Annotated in this window: 19 protein-coding genes and 1 tRNA gene; 17 read left to right on the forward strand and 3 right to left on the reverse strand. The window is 64.2% G+C overall.

Annotated features, from left to right (window positions below; translation table 11 throughout):
* Positions 1 to 178 precede the first annotated feature (178 nt).
* Together PT282_RS01390 and PT282_RS01395 are read left to right on the forward strand one after the other, a co-directional pair.
* On the forward strand, positions 179 to 2317 hold the full coding sequence (locus PT282_RS01390; RefSeq protein WP_277167814.1) for a BspA family leucine-rich repeat surface protein: 2139 nt from the start codon (positions 179 to 181) through the stop codon (positions 2315 to 2317).
* A gap of 280 nt (positions 2318 to 2597) precedes the next feature.
* The gene (locus PT282_RS01395) at positions 2598 to 4145 is read left to right on the forward strand and encodes a Maf family protein (RefSeq protein ID WP_277167815.1); all 1548 of its coding nucleotides are present in this window, start codon (positions 2598 to 2600) and stop codon (positions 4143 to 4145) included.
* A gap of 132 nt (positions 4146 to 4277) precedes the next feature.
* On the opposite strand, the gene PT282_RS01400 is transcribed toward PT282_RS01395, so the two are convergent.
* Entirely contained in the window at positions 4278 to 5219 is a 942-nt protein-coding gene (locus PT282_RS01400; RefSeq protein ID WP_277167816.1) for an AEC family transporter, read from the reverse strand.
* Positions 5220 to 5464: 245 nt separating this feature from the next.
* Between PT282_RS01400 and dapE the strand changes: the two genes are divergently transcribed.
* The 15 genes from dapE to rplA all read left to right on the forward strand — a co-directional run bounded on the left by dapE (position 5465) and on the right by rplA (position 19418).
* On the forward strand, positions 5465 to 6655 hold the full coding sequence (gene dapE, locus PT282_RS01405) for a succinyl-diaminopimelate desuccinylase (RefSeq protein WP_374114125.1): 1191 nt from the start codon (positions 5465 to 5467) through the stop codon (positions 6653 to 6655).
* A gap of 303 nt (positions 6656 to 6958) precedes the next feature.
* Positions 6959 to 9898, forward strand: a complete 2940-nt coding sequence (locus PT282_RS01410) for an Rne/Rng family ribonuclease (protein WP_374114126.1) — start codon at positions 6959 to 6961, stop codon at positions 9896 to 9898.
* Positions 9899 to 10099: 201 nt separating this feature from the next.
* Positions 10100 to 10408 (forward strand): 50S ribosomal protein L21, encoded by a 309-nt coding sequence (rplU, locus tag PT282_RS01415; protein ID WP_277167818.1) that lies wholly within the window; start codon positions 10100 to 10102, stop codon positions 10406 to 10408.
* A gap of 39 nt (positions 10409 to 10447) precedes the next feature.
* Positions 10448 to 10699 carry a 50S ribosomal protein L27 gene (gene rpmA / locus PT282_RS01420; RefSeq protein ID WP_277162447.1) on the forward strand — a complete coding sequence of 84 codons (252 nt, stop codon included), beginning with the start codon at positions 10448 to 10450 and terminating at the stop codon, positions 10697 to 10699.
* Positions 10700 to 10931: 232 nt separating this feature from the next.
* Positions 10932 to 11207 carry a hypothetical protein gene (locus PT282_RS01425; RefSeq protein ID WP_277167819.1) on the forward strand — a complete coding sequence of 92 codons (276 nt, stop codon included), beginning with the start codon at positions 10932 to 10934 and terminating at the stop codon, positions 11205 to 11207.
* Entirely contained in the window at positions 11204 to 11428 is a 225-nt protein-coding gene (locus PT282_RS01430) for a hypothetical protein (protein WP_277167820.1), read from the forward strand. The genes PT282_RS01425 and PT282_RS01430 overlap by 4 nt, the downstream gene beginning before the upstream one ends.
* Positions 11429 to 11463: 35 nt before the next feature.
* Positions 11464 to 11688 (forward strand): hypothetical protein, encoded by a 225-nt coding sequence (locus PT282_RS01435; RefSeq protein WP_277167821.1) that lies wholly within the window; start codon positions 11464 to 11466, stop codon positions 11686 to 11688.
* 180 nt (positions 11689 to 11868) lie between these two features.
* Entirely contained in the window at positions 11869 to 13575 is a 1707-nt protein-coding gene (gene obgE / locus PT282_RS01440; RefSeq protein WP_277167822.1) for a GTPase ObgE, read from the forward strand.
* A gap of 71 nt (positions 13576 to 13646) precedes the next feature.
* The gene (gene proB, locus PT282_RS01445) at positions 13647 to 14774 is read left to right on the forward strand and encodes a glutamate 5-kinase (protein WP_277167823.1); all 1128 of its coding nucleotides are present in this window, start codon (positions 13647 to 13649) and stop codon (positions 14772 to 14774) included.
* Positions 14775 to 14999: 225 nt separating this feature from the next.
* Entirely contained in the window at positions 15000 to 16205 is a 1206-nt protein-coding gene (locus tag PT282_RS01450) for a pyridoxal phosphate-dependent aminotransferase (protein WP_277167824.1), read from the forward strand.
* Between the two features lie 280 nt (positions 16206 to 16485).
* Positions 16486 to 16561 (forward strand) — tRNA-Trp (locus tag PT282_RS01455).
* A gap of 28 nt (positions 16562 to 16589) precedes the next feature.
* Positions 16590 to 16817, forward strand: a complete 228-nt coding sequence (gene secE, locus PT282_RS01460) for a preprotein translocase subunit SecE (protein WP_277167825.1) — start codon at positions 16590 to 16592, stop codon at positions 16815 to 16817.
* Positions 16818 to 16848: 31 nt separating this feature from the next.
* Positions 16849 to 17718, forward strand: a complete 870-nt coding sequence (gene nusG / locus PT282_RS01465; RefSeq protein ID WP_277167826.1) for a transcription termination/antitermination protein NusG — start codon at positions 16849 to 16851, stop codon at positions 17716 to 17718.
* A gap of 564 nt (positions 17719 to 18282) precedes the next feature.
* Complete coding sequence (gene rplK, locus PT282_RS01470) at positions 18283 to 18711, forward strand: 50S ribosomal protein L11 (protein ID WP_277167827.1); 429 nt, start codon at positions 18283 to 18285, stop codon at positions 18709 to 18711.
* Positions 18712 to 18725: 14 nt separating this feature from the next.
* The gene (rplA, locus tag PT282_RS01475) at positions 18726 to 19418 is read left to right on the forward strand and encodes a 50S ribosomal protein L1 (RefSeq protein WP_277167828.1); all 693 of its coding nucleotides are present in this window, start codon (positions 18726 to 18728) and stop codon (positions 19416 to 19418) included.
* A gap of 234 nt (positions 19419 to 19652) precedes the next feature.
* Here rplA and PT282_RS01480 read toward each other — a convergent pair whose 3' ends face one another.
* Together PT282_RS01480 and PT282_RS01485 are read right to left on the reverse strand one after the other, a co-directional pair.
* A complete protein-coding gene (locus tag PT282_RS01480; RefSeq protein WP_374114155.1) occupies positions 19653 to 20441 on the reverse strand; it encodes a PucR family transcriptional regulator in 789 nt (262 codons plus the stop codon).
* A 191-nt stretch (positions 20442 to 20632) separates the two neighbouring features.
* Positions 20633 to 23083 carry a DUF6020 family protein gene (locus PT282_RS01485; protein WP_277167830.1) on the reverse strand — a complete coding sequence of 817 codons (2451 nt, stop codon included), beginning with the start codon at positions 23081 to 23083 and terminating at the stop codon, positions 20633 to 20635.
* Positions 23084 to 23108: the final 25 nt, after the last annotated feature.

Genomic DNA, 23108 nt, shown 5'->3' on the forward strand with positions numbered 1-23108 from the left:
GTCATCTTAAGGCATTGAATTTGAGCGGTTGCGTCACCCATTTTGTTGGTGGTGTCCGCTGTGTTTTTTAAAGTTGTGAATATCTATCGCGTTTGAAGTTGAGCGCGGGAAGATGTTGTGTGAGGTACGGGTGCGGTTCCCGTTGGTTATGGTCTTTTCGGCGTTGTTGGGAGCATCGATGAGCAAGCGTGGTGTCGCGTTCAAGGTTGTGGCGGCGGTGGCCGCGTCGGTGCTCGCTTTCGCATTGCCTGCCGGTTCGGCGATGGCCGATGAGCTCCCGTCTTCGGTTTCTTCCCCGGTTTCGTCGGCTTCGGCGAATAACGAGAAATTAGCTGGGGGGGGGGGGCAGGTAGCTGCTCCTTCTTCGTCCACATCGGGTTCTGCGTCGTTTCCGTCTGCGTCGAAAATTTCTAAAACTGAAACGAATGAGATTAATTCGAGCGTTTCTGCACAATCTCAGCAAGAACCGGTTCCCAGTGTTGCCGCGCAAAGCACATGCGCTCCGTTGGCAAATCAAAAATGGAAGGGTTCGGATCACGGCGGTCCAACAACTGATTACATCAATTGGAGTATCGATTCCAGTTGTAATTTCACGGTTTCAGACGCCATGGTTGATACTGGCTATGCTATTGCATCTGTTCCTTATAATTATTTTCCTTGGTCTCAAATGTATCAGAACTCAGTCGCAAGTATCACGATACTGAATTGGCATATGGGGCCTCATGCAACGGATATAACTAACTGGTTTGTCGCTTTGCCTAATTTGCGGTCTATTAGTGGTCTGGAACATATTGATATCAGCAACGTATTAAGTATGAATAATCTGTTTTGTGACGACGCATCATTGAATGCGGTATCAGGCTTGTCTGATTGGAATACGTCGAATGTGACTTGGATGCAGGGCGTTTTTGCAAGAAATTATTCGTTGCGTTCTTTGGATTTATCCGGTTGGAATTTTTCTAAAGTCGTTCATTGGTATGGCTTCTTTGAAAGAATAGCAAATAATTTTGTTGCGTTGCGTTTAGGCCCTGGTGTGGCATTGCCAGATGATGTTCGAACTCCGGCAACTCCAGAGGGCGGTCCATTTACAAAAGTTCAGGGCGAAAATAAAACCTGGGAAGGAAAACAATGGACTTCTGAAGATGGCTCTTGGGCTGGTTGCCCTGCGTATGGGATTCCAGCACGTAGTAAAAAGACGTGGTACGGCCTTCGAGGTGCGCAATTCTATGTTTCGTACGATTGGAATGGTCAATCTGATGCTCCGCTTCCAAACGCTTTCGGGCCTGTAACGTTTCCGAATTCGTTCCCGTCGACAAGCGTTCCTCTCCCTATTGTCTCTCATATAGGACATCCGGGTGTTCGTGCCGTTGGATGGAGTCGCTTCCCGTCCGCTGTCAATCCTGATTGGATGTTGGGGGCGTCAGCGCCTCTTGATGATGTTGTCGGTTCGACTTTGCATACTACTTGGTATTCTTTGCCCATTGCGCATATGGCATCAATGACGTCATCTGGAACAGCGAGCAACCCGGTGACCGAGCTAAGTGTGTCTGGCACGGTGCCTCAGGGGACGGGCATCGCTCCACTCAACCAGACCGGTGATGGAGTGGTGGCGAAGCTGTTGCCGCAGGACAGGCAGGCTTCCACGATCGACGCTGACGGCACTGCATTGACGGGCATGTCTTTCGACCCGACTGCGCATACGTGGTCTGGATCGGTTGCGGTTTCCGATCTGTCTGCTGCCGATACGGTTGGCAAGGGTGCTTCTTATGTGTTCCGCACGCGGCTGACGACGACCAGTGACGGCAATTCCGAGTACAGCTTCTCGTCTCCGATGAAGGCGGATGTGGTGGCTCCGGCGTTCGGGGCGGGGTCGCTGAAGTTCGACCAGGACGCACGCACGGTATCCGGCGCGGTTCTCAGTGGCGACAAGGCGGCTCATGCCGGTGCGCTCGCCGAGCAGGGCGATGCGGTGACGGTGACGTGGCCGGCCGGTTCGACTCCCACCACTTCGACCGGTACCACCGATGCCAACGGAAAGTTCATCATCGCGATTCCTCGGGGTGTGCTGCTCAGGGGTAACGCGCGTCTGACGGTCGGCGACCATCCGGCGGCCGATGTCCCCACGACGACCGGCACCGGTTCGCCGAACGTCTCGCCGATCTCGACGCTCGATGTCACCGCGGAGACGGTCTCGTCGCTGCCGCTGACCGGTGGCACACAGCCGTGGTGGAAGCAGCCGTGGTTCTATGCGCTCCTGGCCGCCGTCGGCATCGCGCTCACCGACGTCATCCTCCGCCGCCGCTCTTGCGTTCGATGAGGATCAATCGATTGCGTTTCGAACGGCTATTTCCATATACCTATCTGCTGGTGGATCCTGCCGGCGAAATGAGGGTTCCGTGATACGCTGCTTAAGGGTGATGGGGTGGGTCCCATCCGAGATCTCATTGGCCTCCTTGCAAAAGGAGGTCAGTTGTTTTTTTGAGGTATAGGCCAGACTCCAATCTTGAGTTCGCTTTTCGTTTGATAACCCGGAATTGGGTAGGATAGGCGTAGATAAGTGTTGTGCCGGTTGTGGCCGGTGAAACGTTTGGAGTGTTATGTCGATTCCGCTGATCCTCGCCTCGCAGTCGCCGTCAAGGCGCAATGTGCTCAATGCCGCTGGCATCTCGCCAACCATCCACGTCTCGCATGTCGATGAGCCGGCCGCCGTGGCCGCCGAGGCGGAGGCGCGGGGCGTCGCGGTCGACGACCTGAGCTGCGAGCAGCGTGTGATGATACTGGCGCAGGCCAAGGCGCGCAGCGTCTACCAGGCGTACCGGGAGGTGGCGGCCGCGGCACAGGGCGCCGGCGGAGAGCAGGTGACGGCCTTCCCGCTTCGGGCCAAGGGTGCCGCCGAAGCCGGTACGGATTCCAGCGCAGGGGATGGCAAAGGCGGTATCAGCAGCACCGCGGATGGCAACACCAATCAGTACGGCGAGAAGGTCTACGACCACCATTCGACCCTGACCCGCGACTTCTCCGACGTCGACGTGCCCGTCGAGGCCGAACCGATGAAGAAGGCGCTGGCCGAGCACCCCGGATTCGCCGACGCCAAGGCCGGCCCGCTGATCGTCGGCTGCGACTCCATGTTCCTCTTCGAAGGCGAGCCGCTGGGCAAGCCGCACACCCCCGAGGTCGCGCGCCGGCGTCTGGGCGCGATGCGCGGCAAGTCGGGCGAACTGTGGACCGGCCACTGCCTCATCGACTTCGCAACCGGCCGCCAGGAGCTCGAGTCCAGTCATGCCACGGTGCGCTTCGGCGATTATTCCGACCGCGACATCGAGGCCTATATTGCGTCCGGCGAGCCGCTGGAAGTGGCCGGATGCTTCACGCTGGAAGGCCTCGGCGGCGCATTCATCGACGGGGTGGACGGCGACCCGAGCGGCGTGCTCGGCCTGAGCCTGCCGCTGTTGCGCCGCATGGTCGGGCATATGGGCGTGGCGTGGACCGACCTGTGGAACGTGGGCATCGGCAAGCTCGCCGCGGCGAGGCTGGAAGAGGCCGAGGCGCGGAAGGCCGACGGCGACGAAAAAGCCAAAGCCACCACGGATGATGGCATCTCGGCCGAAGAACAGGCCGCATCGATCGTGCCCCCGAAAAGCAACGTCCACCAGCCCGGCGACGGCTGGGTGCACTGCGCCTGCGGGCGTCGGCACTGGGGGCTGAACGGCGCCGCCGGCGTGCTGCTCGCGCGCCGCAGCCCGGAGACCGGCGAGGTGACCCATGTGGTGATGCAGCACCGTGCGATGTGGAGCGCGGAAGGCGGCACCTGGGGCATTCCCGGCGGTGCGCTCGCCGACGGGGAGAGCCCGATCGAGGGAGCCCTGCGCGAAAGCTACGAGGAGGCCAACATCACCCCCGAGGACATCGAGGTGGTCGGCACGCACCGCGAGGAGCACGGTCCCTGGGCCTACACCACCGTCTTCGCCTTCGAGAAGCCGGGCCACGAGGTCGACCCGCATCCCAACGACGACGAGAGCATGGAGATCGCCTGGATCCCAGTCGCCGAGGTCCCCAAGCGCAAGCTGCTGACGGCGATGAACGCCGACTGGCCGCGTTTCGTCGCTCGCTTGGGCGATCTGGCGCGTGAGTACCGGCAACAGTAACCTGTTGATTCGTTTTGGGGTCCTTTATGCCGGAAACGGACTCACAAAAGTCGCAGATACAACGGTGCTGTTGGCTTGATTGCGCCGATCGCTGTTTTGTATCTGCGACTTTTGTGAGTCCTGACCCGCGGCCTAGCTCAGTATCGCGGCGATGATGGCGATGATGACGGGGCTGGAGACCGTCGAGATCAGCACGCCGTCACGCGCGAAGGTCATGCCGACGTTGTAGCGCGCCGCGTAGTTGTAGACGTTCTGGCCGGCCGGCAGCGCCGCGAGCACGACGCACGCGTAGAGCACCTTGCCGGTGAAGCCCATGATGAAGTAGGCGATGAGGTAGGCGATCAGCGGCATCACGATGTTCTTCAGGACGGTGACCGCGATAACCGCCGAGCGCGAGCTCTTGTTCTGCATCGGCTTGGAGCCGTGCAGCGACATGCCGAACGCCATCAGGATCATCGGCACCGCCGCCTGCCCGATCATGTTGACCGGGTCGAAGATGAATTTCGGGATGGGGTAGAAGCCGATCCACGTGCTGATGGCCGAGACGAGGATGCCGCCCAGCGAGCCGATCAGCAGCGGCTGGTGCAACGGCTGCATCAGCGCCTTCTTCGCCGACATCTTGCCGGTGGTCGTGTAATCGAGCACGGTCAGGGCGATGGGGGTGAAGATGGCCTGCTGCATCACCAGGATCGGCGCCACCAGCGCTGGGTTGCCAAGGATGTAGGTGGCGATGGGCAAGCCGATGTTGTTGGAGTTGAGGTAGAGCGAGTTGAGCGCGCCCACCGTCGCGTCGGCCGGGCCCATGTGGAAGAACAGTTTGTTGAGGATCAGGAAGAGCACGCCAACGGCCAGCGCCGAGAAGAAGGCGACGAAGATCGAGGGGTGGAAGATCTCCATGATCGGCTCCTTGGAGAGGATGGCGAACATGAGGAACGGGTTGGTGACGAAGAAGGCGTAGCGGTTGAGGACCATCTGCGCGGTCGGGCCGCCGACGTTGAAGCGCGCCGCGACGTAGCCGGTGCCGATGATGACGGCGATGACGACGAAACCCTGCATTGCGTTCAGCAGACCCATGAGTTCTCCCTTGGCCGGAGCGATCGTACCCCGCCTCACACAATATAATGCCCCGCCACCCCACGTTTGTGAAGAACGGTCTCAAAACCCGTCTCCCGCCTGGCTTCGCCGTGGCAACATGTTTCCAAAGGCGCGAGGCCGGGATGGGGAATTCGCAGGCTGGAACATCGGAAGTGGCCGGAGGAAAGGCCGACGGAATCGATCACGGGCGGATGGGGCGCGGACCTTTCCGATACCATGGAGGCATGAGTCTGATGATCGAGCGGGGGGCCTTGCGAAAGGCCGCGTTGACGGGATTGTTCGAAGGGCTGATGGGCGTGCGCTCCGTCAGCGACGAGGAGACGGCGCTCGCCGACCAGGTCGAGGCGTTCCTGCGCTCGCAGGCCCACCTGACGGTCCATCGCCTGGGCGACACCGTGGTGGCCTCCACGTCGCTGGGCCGTCCGCAGCGCGTCGTGCTCGCCGGCCATCTCGACACGGTGCCGATCATCGACAACTTCCCACCGGTCTGGCTCGACCCGGGCGACCCACGGGTCCGCGCCGACGTGGCCGAGGCGCATCCCGGCCAGCGCGTGATGTTCGGCCGCGGCGCCACGGACATGAAGGCCAGCGACGCGGTGATGCTTTACCTTGCCGCCACGATGACCGATCCGCGATATGACCTCACTTTCGTCTTTTACGACCACGAGGAGGTCACGGCCGAGAAGAACGGCCTGGGCAAGGTCGCGCGCGCCCATCCTGAGTGGATACGGGGCGATTTTGCCATCATCGGCGAGCCCACCGACTGCGGCATCGAGGGCGGCTGCAACGGCACCATGCGCTTCGACGTGGTCACCCACGGCGTCGCCGCGCACTCGGCCCGCGCCTGGATGGGGTCCAACGCCATCCACAAGGCCGCCGCCATCCTCGACCGCCTGGCCGCCTACGAGCCGCGGGACGTCGAGGTGGACGGCCTGACCTACCGCGAGGGCGTCAACGCCACGCTGATCTCCGGAGGCAAGGGCACCAACGTGATCCCCGACGAGTGCCGCGTGCACGTCAATTACCGTTTCGCGCCCGACAAGGACCTGCCGGAGGCGAAGGCCCTGATGATGGGGGCCGACGCCGGCGCCGAGATGGGCAACGGCGAGCGTCGGGCGACAGGTGGCATGTTCGAGGGCTTCGGCATCGAGATGAAGGACGAATCGCCGTCCGCACGCCCCGGCATGGACGCGCCGCTGGCCGTCTCGTTGGCCCGTCTGGTGGAGGAGAGGACCGGGCGCAAGCCGTTGGCGAAGCTCGGCTGGACCGACGTGGCGTGCTTCTCGTCGATCGGCGTGCCGGCCGTCAACTTCGGTGCCGGCTCGCCGCTGCTGGCCCACAAGGCCGACGAGCAGCTGCCGGAAGACGACCTGGAGCTCATGGCCGCCATCCTCGTCGATTGGCTGGGCGAGTAGCGTTCCGCGGCCCATCCGCAGGTGATGATTCCGCGCCGGTTCCGCCAAATCGCTCTGCATGGCACGTTCGGTTGTTGCCAGGCCCTATAATGGTATTAGGTAATTCTGCAAGTTACCCAGACCCGATGGCGTCGATCCCCTCGCGAGCCGATTTCGCGAGCGCCGGTGTCCGCCATCGGCAAGATGACTTTTAGGATGCTGTCTACGAACGCAATTGTTGCGTGGCCGCGGTGAGAGCGCGGTGTGAGCCAACGTGGGCGGCCGGAAACGACGACACGATTGCAGCGTGTCGCAAGGAGCATTGTGCCCAGGACAAAACGTGATGGGGTCGAGGAAGCCGACTCCATGGTATCCGCCAACGAAAACAGCAATTCATCAACCGAATCCTCCGATTCCGCAGCCGGTGGCTCAACGACCCGTCGCCGTCGTGGCGGCAGGCGTGTGGTGCGCGGGACCGGTGCCGCCGGCGCGGCCCTCGCACTGAAGGTCGAGGAGCGCGAGGCCAAGACCCGCGCCACCAGGAGGCGCAAGGCGGCCGCCGCCGAAGAGGAAAGCGCCGAGGGTTCGCACTCCGAGCGCGACAAGGACGACGAGGGCAACGGGCGTTCATCGCAGCGTTCCGGCGCCGCCTCCGCTCGCACCCGCCGTGCTACGGGCACCCGTTCCCGTTCCCGCTCCACCGTTGAGCGTGCGGATGCCGGAGCCTCTGAGGAGTCCGGCGACAACAGCCGCTCGAGGGGTCGTGGCGGCCGTCCGATGACCTCGCTGCTCTTCCAGGAACCTGTGCTGCCGGCCAGCGACAACGGCGGGCACGACACCATGGACGACGATGACGAGGACAGGCATTCCTCGCGCCGCGGGTCCCACTCCGGCCGTCGCAGCCGCTCGCATCGCGGCCATGACGACGAGGACCGGTATGAGGAGGAATCCCGCCACACCCGTTCGCGCCATCGCGGCCGTGGCCATCACGACGACCATCGCGACGACCGCCGTGAGGACCGCCACGAGGACGAGGAGCGCATCGACGACGATTTCATCGACATCGAGGACTTCGAGCGCGAGCCCCGTCGCCGCCGTTCCCGCAGGCTCAACGCCGAGGAACGCCACGCCGCCGACGAGGTCGAGCAGATCGAGGAGGACCTCGAGGACGACGACATCACCTACCGTCCGATAACGGATTTCGAAGAGGACGAGGAATCGTCCACCCGTTCGCGCCGTCGCCGCCGCCGTGGGGGCAGGGACGAGGAGAGGGACTCCCGCCGCGAGGGCCATGGTCGCCGCGACCGCGACCACGATGACGAGCATGAGGACGACGAGCGTGGGGGCAGGTCCTCCAGGCGCCGCCGTTCGCGAGACGAGCGTCACGACCACGATCATGACCATCAAGATCGCCAGGAGCACAAGGACGAGGAGAAGGAGTCGCGCTCCGAGTCGCGTCGCCGTCATCGCCGCGAGCACGAGGAGGACAACGAGGAGCAGACCACGGTCCGCCGCCGTCGCCGCCGCCGTGGGGGCAAGGACGAGGAGAAGGACTCCCGTTCCTCCGGCCGTTCGCGCAAGCAGCAGTACATCGACGAGATCACCGACATCGCCGGTTCCACCCGTCTCGAGGCCAAGAAGCAGCGCCGCCGCGACAACCGCCGCGAGCGCGGGCGACAGAACCAGCTGATGGAGCAGAGCTTCCTGGCCCGCCGCGAGAACGTCGACCGTCTCATGGTCGTGCGCGAGCGCGGCCACCACACCCAGATCTCCGTGATCGAGGACAACGTGCTTGTGGAGCACTACGTCTCCGACATCCAGGAGGTCGCCACCGTCGGCAACATCTACCTGGGCCGCGTGCAGAACGTGCTGCCCAGCATGGAGGCCGCCTTCGTCGACATCGGCCAGCCGCGCAACGGCGTGCTCTACGCCGGCGAGGTCAACTGGGACGCCACCAGGCTGGAGGGCCGTCCGCGCCGCATCGAGCTGGCGTTCAAGTCCGGCGACCCGGTGCTGGTGCAGGTCACCAAGGACCCGATCGGCCACAAGGGCGCGCGCCTGACCTCGCAGGTCACCCTCGCCGGCAGGTTCCTCGTGCTCGTGCCGTCCGGCGGCATGACCGGCGTGAGCCGCAAGCTGCCCGAACGCGAGCGCGGCAGGCTCAAGTCCATCGTCTCCAAGATCGCCCCGAAGCACATGGGCGTCATCATCCGCACCGCCGCCGAGGGCGCCAGCGAGGAGGCCCTGGAGAAGGACCTCAAGAACCTCGAGGGCCAGTGGGAGAAGATCGAGGAGAAGCGCAAGCTCTACCGCAACGGCAAGCGCGCCAAGCTCCTGCAGGGCGAGCCCGACGTGGCCATCCGCGTGGTGCGCGACATCTTCAACGACGACTTTTCCAAGCTCATCGTCGAGGGCGACACGGTCTACCACCGCATCGAGGAATACCTCGACTCCATGGCCCCCGACCTCAAGGAGCGCCTGGAGAAGTGGGACCCCGAGGAGCACAAGGGCAAGGACGTCTTCGACCATTGGCAGATCGACTCCCAGCTCAGGAAGGGCATGGAGCGCCAGGTCTACCTGCCCAGTGGCGGCTCGATCGTCATCGACCGCACCGAGGCCATGACCACCATCGACGTCAACACCGGCCGGTTCATCGGCAAGGGCAAGTCGCTCGAGGAGACGGTGACCCGCTGCAACCTCGAGGCGTCGGAAGAGATCGCCCGCCAGCTGCGCCTGCGCGACATCGGCGGCATGATCATGATCGATTACGTCGACATGGTGATGCCCGCCAACCGCGACCTCGTGCTGCGTCGCTTGGTCGAGTGCCTCGCGCGCGACCGCACCAAGCACCAGGTGGCCGAGGTCACCTCGCTCGGCCTGGTGCAGATGACCCGCAAGCGCATCGGCCAGGGCCTGGTGGAGGCCTTCAGCGAGGAGTGCCCGACCTGCAAGGGCCGCGGCTTCATCCTCCACGACGAGCCCACCATCTCCTCCGACTACTCCGACCCCTACGCGATGAAGGGCGGCGATCCGTTCGTGCACACCAACAAGCACGGCCACGGCACCCACGCCGCGCCCGAGGTGCAGGCGCCGAAGGGCTCGAGTCCGGCGGTCAAGGCCAAGCTCGCGCAGATCGCCGCGGCGGCCGTGGCGGCCAACGACGAGGAAGAGCAGGAAGGTTCCGCATCGTCCAAGGCAGGCGGGGACGCCGCGAAATCCAAGGCGGACGACGCTTCCGGCGATACGGGAGACGCGAAGGAATGATCCGGTAGGACGTGATGTTCGGCAACGCCGTCGTGGGGCCTTCACCCATGGTCCGCGGCGGCGGTTGCGCCATGTGGATGCCGGCATTGCGTTAGTACGTGGGTCGGTGTACTCTAAAAGACTGGTGTCTGGCCATGAGACTCGCTGTGGGGCTCGCAAACGTGCTGGGCAGGTTAGCTTTCAAACAGCAAGGAACGGAATATGTACGCGATTGTGAAGGCCAGTGGCCATCAGGAAAAGGTCGAGGTCGGTGACGTCATCCTGGTCAACCGTCTCAATGCGAAGAAGGGCGATACCGTGGAGTTCCCGGTCGCGCTCGTGGTCGACGGCGCCAAGGTGACGCTCGCCGCCAAGGATCTTGCGAAGATCTCGGTGAAGGCCGAAGTCGTCAACGACGAGGCCAAGGGCCCGAAGATCAACATCCAGAAGTTCAAGAACAAGACCGGCGTCGCCCGTCGCAAGGGCCATCGTCAGCCGCTCTCCATCGTCAAGATCACGTCCATCGCCTGATTGACGGCGTGGGCAATTAAAGACTGAAAGGAACAGACAATGGCACATAAGAAGGGCGCATCCGCTTCACGCAACGGTCGCGATTCAAGCGCGCAGTACCTCGGCGTCAAGAAGTTCGGTGGCGAGGCTGTCGTCGCCGGCAACATCATCGTCCGCCAGCGTGGCACCAAGTTCCACGCCGGCCAGAACGTCGGCACCGGCAAGGACCACACCCTGTTCGCGCTGTCCGACGGCAACGTCAAGTTCGGCGTCCGCCGCGACCGCAAGGTCGTCGACGTCGTCTCCGAGTGAGATAGCCGAGCCAATAGCTTTTAGGAAAAGGCCGTGCCCTTCGTGGGTGCGGCCTTTTCGCATGTCCGGGCGCCACCGTCGTATGTGCATAACTTTTCCCGAGCCTCGTCCATTCGGTGGATAAGTCGGCGCTCAGCGCCGCGACACGCCACAAATGTGGATAACCCCAACCGTTCGACCACATCGCCCGGTTTCCCTTCGGCTCCCGTTCAATTTCCCGTTGAATGGGACCATGAGCCAAGATCCGATCATCGCCGAACGCATTCACAGACGACATCCTCAGCTTCGAGATGCCGATGTGAAGGCCGCTTGGCATGCCATATTGCACATGGAACGCAGGAGAAGCAATCCGACGCAGTGGCTGGCCATTGGCGTGGACAGTAATGGCAGATTGCTGGAAATGATTGCGACATATGAAAAGGATGGGGTATGGCTTATTTTCCATGCGCTTACGCCGCCGACGAAAGGTATACTGAAGGAACTGAGAATGATAGGGAGGCGACATTGAACGACGACGAGATTTTTGAACGATTCGGGATTACGGCCGAGGAGATGGACGAGAGCGCCGAAGCGGCGGAAAACGGCACGTTTGAGGTCGACCCCGATTCCATCGTTCGGTTTCGGCCGATTACTCCCGAAGTCCGGGCGGCCATCGATAGGGCAGTGGCCTATTGGGACGCTAAAGATGCAGAGAAGGCGAAGAGGCAGGTCGTTGGAGTGCATGCGTAGCTTTTGATATCCGGGAAGGTCGCAATGAGGTGACGATGAACGAAAAAGAGCTAAACGAGCGGTTCCATATTACCGAACAGGAGATGGATCAGTTAGCTGAGGAAGTTGAAAATGATGTTTTCTCTGTGGACCATGACTCGTTAATAAAATTCAGACCGATCACTCCTGAGGTGCGAGCATCTATTAATAGGGCGGTGGCTTACTGGGATGCTAAAAATGCGGAACAAAGCAAAATGCAGTCCGCCGGGGCAACCGCCTAGTTTCATTTGCTCGGACGTGTGAGTGCGAAGAGGCATGATGGATCGAACGGAAATCAGCCGTCTCGCTGAGTGCAGCGAGCGGACGTGATGAGGCCAACACCGCTTTTGCCCAAAACGATAATGCGACATATCCTCGGCGGGTTGTGCGAAGATGAATACCCACCGGTAGGGTAAGGAATCATGACAGACTTTGTAGATAGGGTGACCGTCCACGTTAAGGGCGGCGATGGCGGCAATGGGTCCGCAGGCGTCAAACGCGAGAAGTACAAGCCGCTCGCCGGGCCGAACGGCGGCAACGGCGGCGACGGAGGCTCGGTCATCTTCGTGGCCGACCCCAACGCCAACAGCTTGCTCGACTACCGCTTCGTGCCCCATCGCAGCGCCGAAAGCGGCACGATGGGCCTGGGTGACACCAAGGACGGCTCGAAGGGCGCCGACGTGGTGCTGCCGGTGCCGCCGGGCACGATGATCTTCGAGGCGAAGGGCCGCCAGGGCCAGTCGAAGCATCCCGGCCGCGAGCTGGCCGACCTGCGCCATGCCGGCGAGCGATTCGTGGCCGCTGCGGGCGGCATGGGCGGTCTCGGCAATGCCTCGCTGGCCAACAAGACCCGTCGCGCCCCGGGCTTCGCGCTGCTCGGCGAGCCGGGCGAGGAACGCGACGTCATCCTCGAGCTCAAGTCCATCGCCGACGTGGCGCTGGTCGGCTTCCCCTCGGCGGGCAAGTCCAGCCTGATCGCCGCGATGAGCTCCGCCAAGCCGAAGATCGCGGACTATCCGTTCACCACCCTGGTGCCGAACCTCGGCGTGGTGAAGATGGAGGAATACCGCTACACCATCGCCGACGTGCCCGGCCTGATTCCCGGCGCCTCGCAGGGCAAGGGCCTCGGCCTGGAGTTCCTGCGCCACATCGAGCGCACCGAGATCATCGCCCACGTCATCGACTGCGCGACGCTGGAGCCCGGCCGCGACCCGGTCTCCGACTACAAGGCCCTCGAGTCCGAGCTCGCCCAATACGCCGACAGACTCAAGCTGCCGATCGGCGTCATCCCGATTCCCGAGCGCCCGCGCGTGGTCATCCTCAACAAGGCCGACGTGCCCGAGGCCAAGGAGCTGGCGGAGTTCGTGCGTCCCGAGTTCGAACGCATGGGCCTGAAGACCTTCATCATCTCCACCGCCTCGCACGAGGGCCTGAAGGAGCTTGGTTTCGCCCTGGGCGAGATGGTCCAGGAACTTCGCGGCAAGCTCGCCGCCCAGGAGGCCGAGCGTGACGAGGCCCGCGTGGTCATCAAGCCGCTCGAACAGAAGAACCGCCGCCGTCGTCGCGCCGACGACGAGCACGGCACCTCGCTCGACTTCCACGTCGAACGCAAGGGCGACAAGAACGGCAACGTGTGGTTCACCGTCACCGGCGCGAAGCCGGAGCGCTGGGTGCGCCAGACCAATTTCGACAACGACGAGGCCGTGGGCTATCTCGCCGACCGCCTGGCCGGTCTGGGCGTGGAGGACGACCTGCGCCGCCATGGCGCCAAGCCGGGCGACGAGGTGCGCATCGGCGAGGGCGCGAACGCGGTCGCCTTCGATTGGGATCCGACCGTCGCCGCCGGCGCCGAGATGCTTGACGGCACCCAGCTGGGCGCGCGCGGCAAGGACCTGCGCCTCGACGACGGCGCGGACGGCAACAGGGTCCGCCGCCGCACCAACGCGGAGCGCCGCCGCCAGTACCATGCGATGATGGACGCCAAGAGCGCGGTGCGCGAGGCCATGCGCGAGGAGCGTACGGCCGGCCATTGGGCCGATCCGAGCGTGGACGACGACCGTCACGACGAGCATGCGATCCTCGGCGGCCACGACACCGACGACGGTTCCGGTGACGGCTCCGACGAATAGGATCTGGACGGTAACGCTTCAACACAACAACGCAATGATCACGAGGCATGGCTGAAATGTCGGAACATCGAATGCAGACGGAGGATACGGTCCGCCAGGCGGTGGCGCAGGCGCGGACGGTGGTGGTGAAGGTCGGCTCCAGCTCGCTGACCAAGCCCTCCGGCCATCTGGACGTCGACAAGGTCGGCGCGCTGGTCGAGGCGCTGGCGCAACGGGCCAGGCACGGCACACGGATGGTGCTGGTGTCGTCCGGCGCCATCGCGGCGGGCTTCGGGCCGTTGGGCTTCGAGTCCAGGCCGACCGACGTCTCGACCCAGCAGGCCGCGGCCTCGGTGGGCCAGGGCGTGCTCATGCAGCATTATGAGACCGGTTTCGCCCGCTACGGCGTGCGCGTCGGCCAGATCCTGCTGACCGCCGACGACACGATGCACGCCTCGCGCTACCGCAACGCGCAACGCACCCTGTGCCGCCTGCTCGACCTCGATGTGGTCCCCATCGTCAATGAGAACGACGCGCTGGCGACCAACGAGATCCGTTTCGGCGACAACGACCACCTTTCGACGCTGGTGGCCAACCTGGTGCGCGCCGACGCCCTGGTCCTGCTCACCGACGTCGACGGGCTCTACACCGCCCCGCCCTCCAAGCCGGGCGCACGACGCGTCGGTTTCGTGCCCGACGTCGAGGCGATCCTGGGCAAGGTCTCGGTGGGCGGCAGCTCCTCGGGCGTGGGCAGCGGCGGCATGGTCACCAAGCTGGAAGCGGCGCGCATAGCGTCCAATTCGGGGATTCCGGTCGTGCTGACCAGTGCCGGCAGCATCGTCGGAGCCCTGGCCGGAGAATCGACGGGAACGGCGTTCGCCCCGAAGCAGCATCGTGACTCCTCACGTCGTCTGTGGATCGGTTTCGCCGCGAACCCGCGCGGAACACTGGTCGGCGACAAGGGCGCGATCAGGGCGGTGCTCGGCGGCAAGGCGAGCCTGCTGGCGGCCGGCGTGCTTGAGGTGCACGGCGAGTTCTCCGCCGGCGATCCGGTCTGGATCGACGACGAGGACGGCAACCATGTCGCCAAGGGTCTTTCGGGCTTCGATTCCGACGAGATTCCGCACACCCTCGGCCGCGACACCTCCCAGCTCAGGCGCCTGCTCGGCGAGGAATACGCCCATCCGCTGGTCCACCGCGACAACCTGGTCCTGCTGTAACCCAAGCCTTCGTAGGTCGATTGCGCCATAAACGAGCCGCTGACAGCTACTCAGTGGCCTGTTTATGGCGCAATCGCGTGGATGGCGGGTTGGGCGTCGGCGGATGACGGGTTGGGCGTCGGCGGGCGTCCGCCGTTTCGGCATATGCCCATCCGCCGGTCCAGTTCGCGTCGCCGGTCTAGTCTTGAGGTGGTAATGAACGCCGAGCGACGTGGGAGATGCGAAATGGCAGACTGGCAGACGTTGAGTGACCGTGTGAACCGCGTGGAGCCGAGCGCCACGCTGGCCGTGGACACCAAGGCGAAGGCGATGAAGGCCTCCGGCATCGATGTCATCGGCTTCGGCGCCGGCGAACCGAATTTCCCCACCCCCGACTACGTCGTCGTGGCCGCGGCGAAGGCCTGCCGCGACCCGAGGAACCACCGTTACACGCCGACCCCCGGCCTGCCGCCGCTGCGCGAGGCGATCGCCAACAAGACGCTGCGCGACTCCGGCTACGAGGTCGATCCCGCGCAGGTCGTGGTCACCAACGGCGGCAAGCAGGCCGTCTACGAGGCGCTGCAGGTGCTGATCAACCATGGCGACGAGGTCATCATCCCCGCGCCGTACTGGACCACCTATCCCCAGGCCGTCAAGCTCGCCGGTGGCACGCCGGTGGAGGTGCTGGGCGACGCCGAGCATGGTTTCGAGCCGAGCGTCGAGGCGCTGGAGGCGGCGCGCACCCCGCGCACCAAGGCGATCATGGTCAATTCCCCGACCAACCCGACCGGCGCGGTGTGGAGCGAGGAGACCATGCGCGCGGTCGGCGAGTGGGCCGTGGAGCACCACATCTGGGTGCTGAGCGACGAGATCTACGAGCACCTGACCTATGACGGCGCGAAGACGGCGTACATCGGCGCGGTGGTGCCCGAGGTGCGCGACCAGCTCATCGTCCTGAACGGCGTGGCCAAGACCTACGCCATGACCGGCTGGCGCGTCGGCTGGCTCATCGGCCCCGAGCCCGTCGCCAAGGCGGCCGCCAAGCTGCAGGGCCACATGACCTCCAACGTTGCCGACGTCTCCCAGCAGGCCGCGCTGACCGCCGTGGCCGGCTCACTCGACGCCGTGGCCGCCATGCGCGTCGCCTTCGACAAACGCCGGACCGCCATCGTCGCCGCGCTCAACGCCATCCCCGGCGTCGAATGCCGCACGCCCCGCGGCGCGTTCTACGCCTTCGCCGACGTGCGCGCGCTGCTCGGCCATCCGGTCGGCCCCAAGGGTTCCGTGGCCTCCAGCTCCGCCGATCTGGCTGCGCTGCTGCTCGACGAGGGGCATGTCGCCGCGGTGCCGGGCGAGGCGTTCGGAGCGCCCGGGTTCCTGCGTTTCTCCTACGCGCTCGCCGACGATGACCTCGACGAGGGCATGCGCCGCTTCAGGCAGTGGGTCGGCTGAGCTTTTCGGTAGGGTTCGGGCTCGCGCCGTACTTTCGCGCAACGCGATGAACCGTGACGAACCTCGGCATACTGTGACCGAACGCGGCATACCGCGGCATACCGCGACCGAACGTGACCGAACGTGACCGAACGTGACCGGATGCGACCGGATGTGACCGGATGAGACGAAATGCCGCGACTCACGGAGTGGACGAATCGGCGATGAGACGTTACACTATTACCTCGGCGGTTTATGTCGCATGGTCTCGTGCTTCGAGTATCGTGGACAGAGTTCACCTAGGGAAGTGGCGCAATTGGTAGCGCAACGGTCTCCAAAACCGTAGGTTGTGGGTTCGAGTCCCGCCTTCCCTGCCAAATTTGAGAAGCCAAACGAAGGATGGATATGGCGAAGGCACGCGAGTCTGAAGAAGACGTCAAGCCCAATGTGTTCATGCGGATTGGCCTGTTCATCAAGCAGATCATCGACGAGTTGCGCAAGGTCGTCACCCCGACGACCAAGGAGCTGGCCGGCTGGTCGATCGCCGTGTTCATCTTCGTGGTGCTGCTCATGGCCGCCGTCACGGGCATGGACCTGGGGCTCGGCAAGCTGACGCTGTGGATCTTCGGCTGATCGTAGACAAATCTTTAAGGTGACTAACAGTATGGATAATGAAGTGAATCTCGAAAACCTCGACGCGCTGCCGGACCAGCCGCAGGGCGACGCCGCGACGGTCGAAGACGCGCAGGTGGACATCTCGCAGGTTCCGGCCGGCGACGAAGCCCAGGAGCCCGCCACCGAATCCGCCGATGCCCAGGCCGATGCGTCCGACTCGTCCGATTCGTCCGCAGAGAACGCGGGCGACGGCGAGAACACCGAGAGCGCCGGCGACGCCGAGCCTGCCGAAGAGGTCGAGGACGCCGGCACCAAGGCCGTCAAGGAATTCTCCAAGAGCCTGCGCGGCCTGGACGGCAAGTGGTACGTGCTCCACACCTATTCCGGCTATGAGAAGCGCGTGAAGGCCAACGTCGAGTCGCGTATCCAGAGCTTCGGCCTCGAGGACCAGATCTTCCAGGTCGAGGTGCCGCTCGAAGAAGTCGAGAAGCACACCGACAAGGGCAAGAAGGTCGTCACCCGCGTGCGCGTGCCCGGCTACGTGCTCATCCGCATGTGGCCCGACGAGAACGCCCGCCGCATCGTGCGCGAGACCGAAGGCGTCACCGGCTTCGTCGGCCCCACCAAGGAGCCGGCACCGCTCAGCCGCAAGGAGGTTGTCAAGATGATGGCCCCCATGATCTCCTCCCAGGCGCTCAAGGAGGCGGGAGACAAGCCCGCCGCCGCCAAGAAGCGCACGGTCGAGGTCTCCTACGCCGTGGGCGATCAGGTCACCGTCATCGACGGACCCTTCGCCACCATGGCCGGCGCGGTCTCCGACGTGGAGCCGACCACGCAGAAGCTCACCGTCCTGGTCTCCATCTTCGGGCGCGACACCCCTGTCGAGCTCGGGTTCGGCCAGGTCGAGAAGATCGTCTGATTCGATTCCATCCTTTTTTGACGGTGCCGCAGGTCGCAAGGTCTGCGGCACCGTCGTATTTGCGGGGCTGCCCTAGCTCCCGTTGCTTCACCGCAACCGATTGCTCCTGTTAAAAAACCGCATCTGACGCATTGTTAGGTGCGGTTCCTTCACTTGGACTCATTGCTCTGTTACGAAACCGAATCTTACGCGCGCTTAGATGTGGTTCCTTCACTGGGAGTGGTCGGGTGCTGGGTATGGGCGTGTGGGTGTGTGTGGGTGTGTGGGTGTGCGGGTGTGTGTGGGTGTGCGGGTGTGCGGGTGTGTGTGGGTGTGCGGGTGCATGGGCACGTGGGTGAAGTAGGGCAATGAGGATTGTCCCGCTGGGTTGGAATAATGGTAAGGCTTGTGTCTGGAGGGGAGACCCGCTAGCACAGCACAGCAATATCGGTTGCGGGAGGAGACCCGCGACGTCAGATGCACCAAGGTTCGGCGCGGCCCCAGAGGCACGGCCGGGCGAGGTATGTCACGATGGCGCCGTAGGCGACCGATGGCACCGCACAGACAAGAAAAGGAGCCATATTCATGGCTGGAAAAAAGGTCACTGCGCTGATCAAGCTGCAGATCGAGGCCGGCAAGGCCAACCCCGCGCCGCCGCTCGGCCCTGCGCTCGGTTCGCACGGCGTCAACATCATGGACTTCTGCAAGTCCTACAATGACGCGACGAAGGACAAGATGGGGCAGGTCATCCCTGTCGAGATCACCGTCTACGAGGATCGTTCCTTCGACTACATTCTTAAGACCCCGCCGGCCGCGGCCCTGCTGCTCAAGGCCGCCGGCATCAAGAAGGGCACCGACAACCCGCTGACCCACAAGGTCGGTTCCGTCACCTCGGCCCAGGTCCGCGAGATCGCCGAGACCAAGATGGCCGATCTTTCCGCTCGCGACGTCGAGGCCGGAATGAAGATCATCGCGGGCACCGCCCGTTCGATGGGCATCACGGTCGAAGGCTGAGAGGGGACACAGAGATGACTAAGCATTCCAAGAAGTACCGCGAGGCGGCCGAGAAGGTCGATAGCAGCAACCTGTACACCGCTTCCGAGGCGATCGCCCTGCTCAAGAGCATGCCCGAGCGCGGTTTCGACGAGACCCTCGAGGCGACCTACTGCCTCGGTGTCGACCCCCGCAAGGCCGACCAGCTCGTGCGTGGCGTGGTCAACCTGCCCAACGGCACCGGCAAGACCGCGACCGTCCTCGTCTTCGCGCGTGGCCCCAAGGCCACCGAGGCCACCGAGGCCGGCGCCGACCTGGTCGGTGACGACGACATGGTGGCGAAGGTCCAGGGTGGATTCCTTGACTTCGACGCCGTCGTGGCGACCCCCGACATGATGGGCAAGGTCGGCCGCCTGGGCCGCGTGCTCGGCCCCCGTGGCCTCATGCCGAACCCCAAGACCGGCACCGTGACCATGGACGTGGCCAAGGCAGTCAAGGACATCAAGGGCGGCAAGATCGAGTTCCGCGTTGACAAGGACGGCAATCTGTCGTTCATCATCGGCAAGAAGTCCTTCGAGCAGAAGGCTCTGGAGGAGAACTTCCAGGCCGTGGCCGACGAGATCAAGCGTCTGCGCCCGGCGACCGTGAAGGGCCGCTACATCTCCAAGGCGACGCTCACCTCCACGATGGCCCCCGGCGTGCCGCTCGACATCGCGACGCTCGCCTGAGTAGGTCTTTCCAAGATCGGGTGACGATGGCCTGAAATGGCCGTCAGTCGTTTGCAGAAGGTCCCGAACCAGTGCATGATGCACCAGTTCGGGACCTTTCGCATATTCTGGGACATCCGGAAGATTGTCTCGCGTGGACTTTCCGGGAATCGCACATGCCTGTTCGCCATCAGACGGGCCTTATCCGGATACGCTTGCCCATACAGGGGCACCCATGGCGCAAGTCGGCGGATGTCAGCGCCGGTCGCGGATGCGGCCGATGACGATGGCGGTGCGCAGCACGAAGGCGTCGCGCGGATCGCCGGCGTCCCAGCCGGTGGATTCGGCGGCGCGCTTGATGCGGTAGCGCACCGTGTTCGGATGCACGTTGAGCTCCTTGGCGGTGACGTCGAGCGCGCCGCCGTTGTCGAGGAACGCGGAGACAGTCTGCAGCGTCGGATCGTTGTCGTTGTTGGTCAGCAGGCTGCGGTAGACGTGCTCGTAGAGCTCGTCGGCGGCGTCCTCGTCGCCGATCAGGGCCCGCTCGGGGAGCATGTCGTCGGCGCGCATCGGCCTGGAGGGCGCGCCGATCGCGGGCAGCGCCTCGAACGAGGCCAGGGTGGCAGACAGCGAATGTGCCGCGCCGGCAAGGTCGCGCCGCGTCGGCCCGAGGCACACCGGTTCGTCGGACTTGAAGGCCTCCATCACCGCGGTGCAGGTCACCTCTGGGGTCACCGCGCTCTGCATGACGATGAGCGCGAGCGTGAGCCCATGGGCGCGCCCGACCAGGCAATGCCCACCGCCGAGGTCGCGCACCTTTGCCTCGATGATCGAGCGCGAAGTGGCGAAATCGATGGCCGCGGTGCCGCCGATGGAGAAGCAGGAGAACTCGTCGGGCCAGTCCAGCACATGCAGCAGGGCGTGCACCCGTCCGTCGCAGAGGCCGCCGGCCAGGCATTCGAAGGCGATGGACCTGAGCGTCGCCTTGCTCGAAAAGTCGAGGTGCGGGGCGTGCGAGGGATTGTCCTGCACGTCGGCGAGCACCTTGATCCGCTTGTTCGCGTCATCGTCGCGCAGGTGGACTTCGCCTTCGCCGGCGGAACGCAGTGGCATCGCGTCGGTGTTCGAACCGTCATCGCCAGAGCCGGCCGCACCGGCGCCATCGCCGGCCTTGGCGGCCATCGAGCGTTTCATGCCGACGATCAGGTCGAGGAAATCGGGGACGTCGCGCATGCTCATGCCTTCATCCTAGTCCGTGGCGCGTTCGCCTCGCGGGGATTCCGGCGATTGTTCCCGGGGCGCATGCCGGCCCGCCGGTCGGCGAGGCTGTCCTGCCAGAAGGTGATCGCAACGAACCCGAGCAGGAAGGCCAGGGGCAGCATATGCCGCTCGAAGTTGTTGGCCGGCGAGGTGATCATGACGCCCATGAGCAGCAGCAGCGGGATGTGCGTGACGAGCGTGCGCCAGCGCCGCTGGATGACCTCGGCGGCCCCGATCAGCAGGGTGGCGATGACGTAGGTGTTGCCGTGGATGATCCAGCCGAGCACCGGGATGTGGCTCCACTGCTTGGCGAACTGGGTGATCGCTCCGCGCCAGGGCGCGCACCAGGAGCCGATCCATGCGGTCGTGGTGCGCACGTACTCGTTGGAGGCGTAGTAGGTCATGTCGATGTAGGGGCCGTCGGCGATGTCGAAGTAGCCGTAGCTCTTGGCCATCAGCGCGTCGAGCGAGACGCGTGGGTTGGCCTTGACGATCTGCAGCCACGCCTTGTTGAGGTTGGCCATGTCGGCGGCGGTGACGGTGCGCCAGCGGTAGCTGACCTTCTTCGACTGGATGCCCGAGGACTTCACCGGGTCCGCGTCCTGCTGCTTGTAGGCCTCCGCCATCTGGTCGAGGTTGAAGATCGGGGCGAGCTCGTCGCGCGCGGATTGGGGGATGGTCTTCGGCTCGAGCCTGGCGACGCGGGCGATCTGCTGCAGCTGGACGCCGTGGCTCTCGATGGGGTCGCCGCCGATAATCGTTCCGTTCGCGATGAGCAGCGACAGGCCGCCGTGCACCACGACCAGCGGCAGCAGGATGCCGACGGCATAGGTCTTCCAACGCTTGCGGTCGCTGACCAGCAGCAGCACGATCTCGACGACGAGGATGTACCAGGCGTATTTGGCGGAAATCAGCATCACGACCGTCGAGACGGCCAGGGCGGCGAGGCTGTGGCCGCGTATCTGGCCGAGCAGGGGAGCGCCGGTCAGCCGCTTCCTGTCGGATTTTCCGGATTCTCCGGATTTTCCGTCATGGTGTGGTCGCTCGATGCGCATGCCGCGGGTCATCAGCAGCTCGTAGACCACGCCGAACCACCAGATGAAGGCGAAGGCGAAAAGCGGCGACTTGGTCAGGCTGATGGTGGAGAAGACGGCCAGCGGGCAGAACAGGAAGAACGCCATGATGGCCAGGCGGACGAGCGGGCCGATGATCGGCAGCGCGCCGACGAGCTTGTCGCCATCGGTGCCTTTGACCGACGTGGCGTCAGCGCCATCATGCTTGTTCCGGTCGTCCTTGCCGTTCGCGCCGTTGCGCACATGGGCGAGCCAGGGGCGGTTGAGGAACCGGTCGGCGGTGACCGCCACGCAGAAGACCGCGAAGAGGAACTGGGCGAAGGAGAGCGCCGCGATGCCCCAGTCGTTCGAGCCGGTGAAGAAGCGCGAGAGGGCCGCCACCGAGCCGTAGACCATGGTCAGCACGATGTTGTGCTGGTCGGTCAGGTAGGTCGGGTTGGCCGGCCACAGGTAGTGCGCGGTGGGGTAGATGTCCATCGGCACGAAGGAGAAGAAGCCGATATAGGGTTCTCTGAGACCGGTCCACTGGTTCAACGCCCAGCTGAACTCGCGGAACTGACTGCGCAGGTCCGCGCCGAACGCGGTGACGAGCGTCGTCGGCACCCACAGCCAGCCGATCAGCAGGACGAGTGCGATGCGCTGCCAACGGTCGGTGCCGCGCATGAGCCAGCGGCGGCAGAGCGCGACGGCCTTGCGCGCGAACCGGCGGAAGCGTCCCTTGCCGGCCTTGCGCGATTTCGCTTGGGTCTGGCAATGGTGGTCGGCGGCAGAGTCGGTGCTTTCATCATCGCCACGAACGGTATCACCGCCGTCATCTTCTCCGTCTGTTGCGTGTGCGGAGGCTGCGCCATCGTGGTCGGCATCCTCGGTGACACTGACGGCGACGGGTCGCGAGCCGCGCTTGCCATGATGCAGGCGGATCGAGGCGCGTTGGAACCACCAGCCCACCCGCCGCGGCACCAGCCGCAGCCCACGGGCGTAGCGCACCAATTCGATGATGATAATAAGGTAAGCGGCGAACGTGAGCACGCCGATCAGGCCGTTGATCCACGAGAAGGCGCCCAGGGTCGCGGCCTTGGGGTTGAGGTCGAACTGCCAATAGAGCGGGCCGATCGCGGTGCACCATGCGAGCCACAGGCAGGCCAGCACGGCCAGGCCCCAGCGGGCCGTCGCGCCGATGGCGCCGTGCCACTTGCCGCCTGCCGTGTTCCCGCCGTGCATGGTCTGCGTGTCGCGGGGAGAGGTTCGGGAACCGGTCCCAGACAATTCCGTGACGTGCGCGATTCCCGGAATCTGGCCGTTCTCGCCCATGGCGTCCGGGCGCGGTCTCGCGGAATCGTTGGCATTGCTCATGCTCTGGATTCTAGCGTGCGTCGTG

Origin of the sequence: Bifidobacterium sp. ESL0763 (assembly GCF_029433395.1) — a bacterium.
Taxonomy (GTDB): domain Bacteria; phylum Actinomycetota; class Actinomycetes; order Actinomycetales; family Bifidobacteriaceae; genus Bifidobacterium.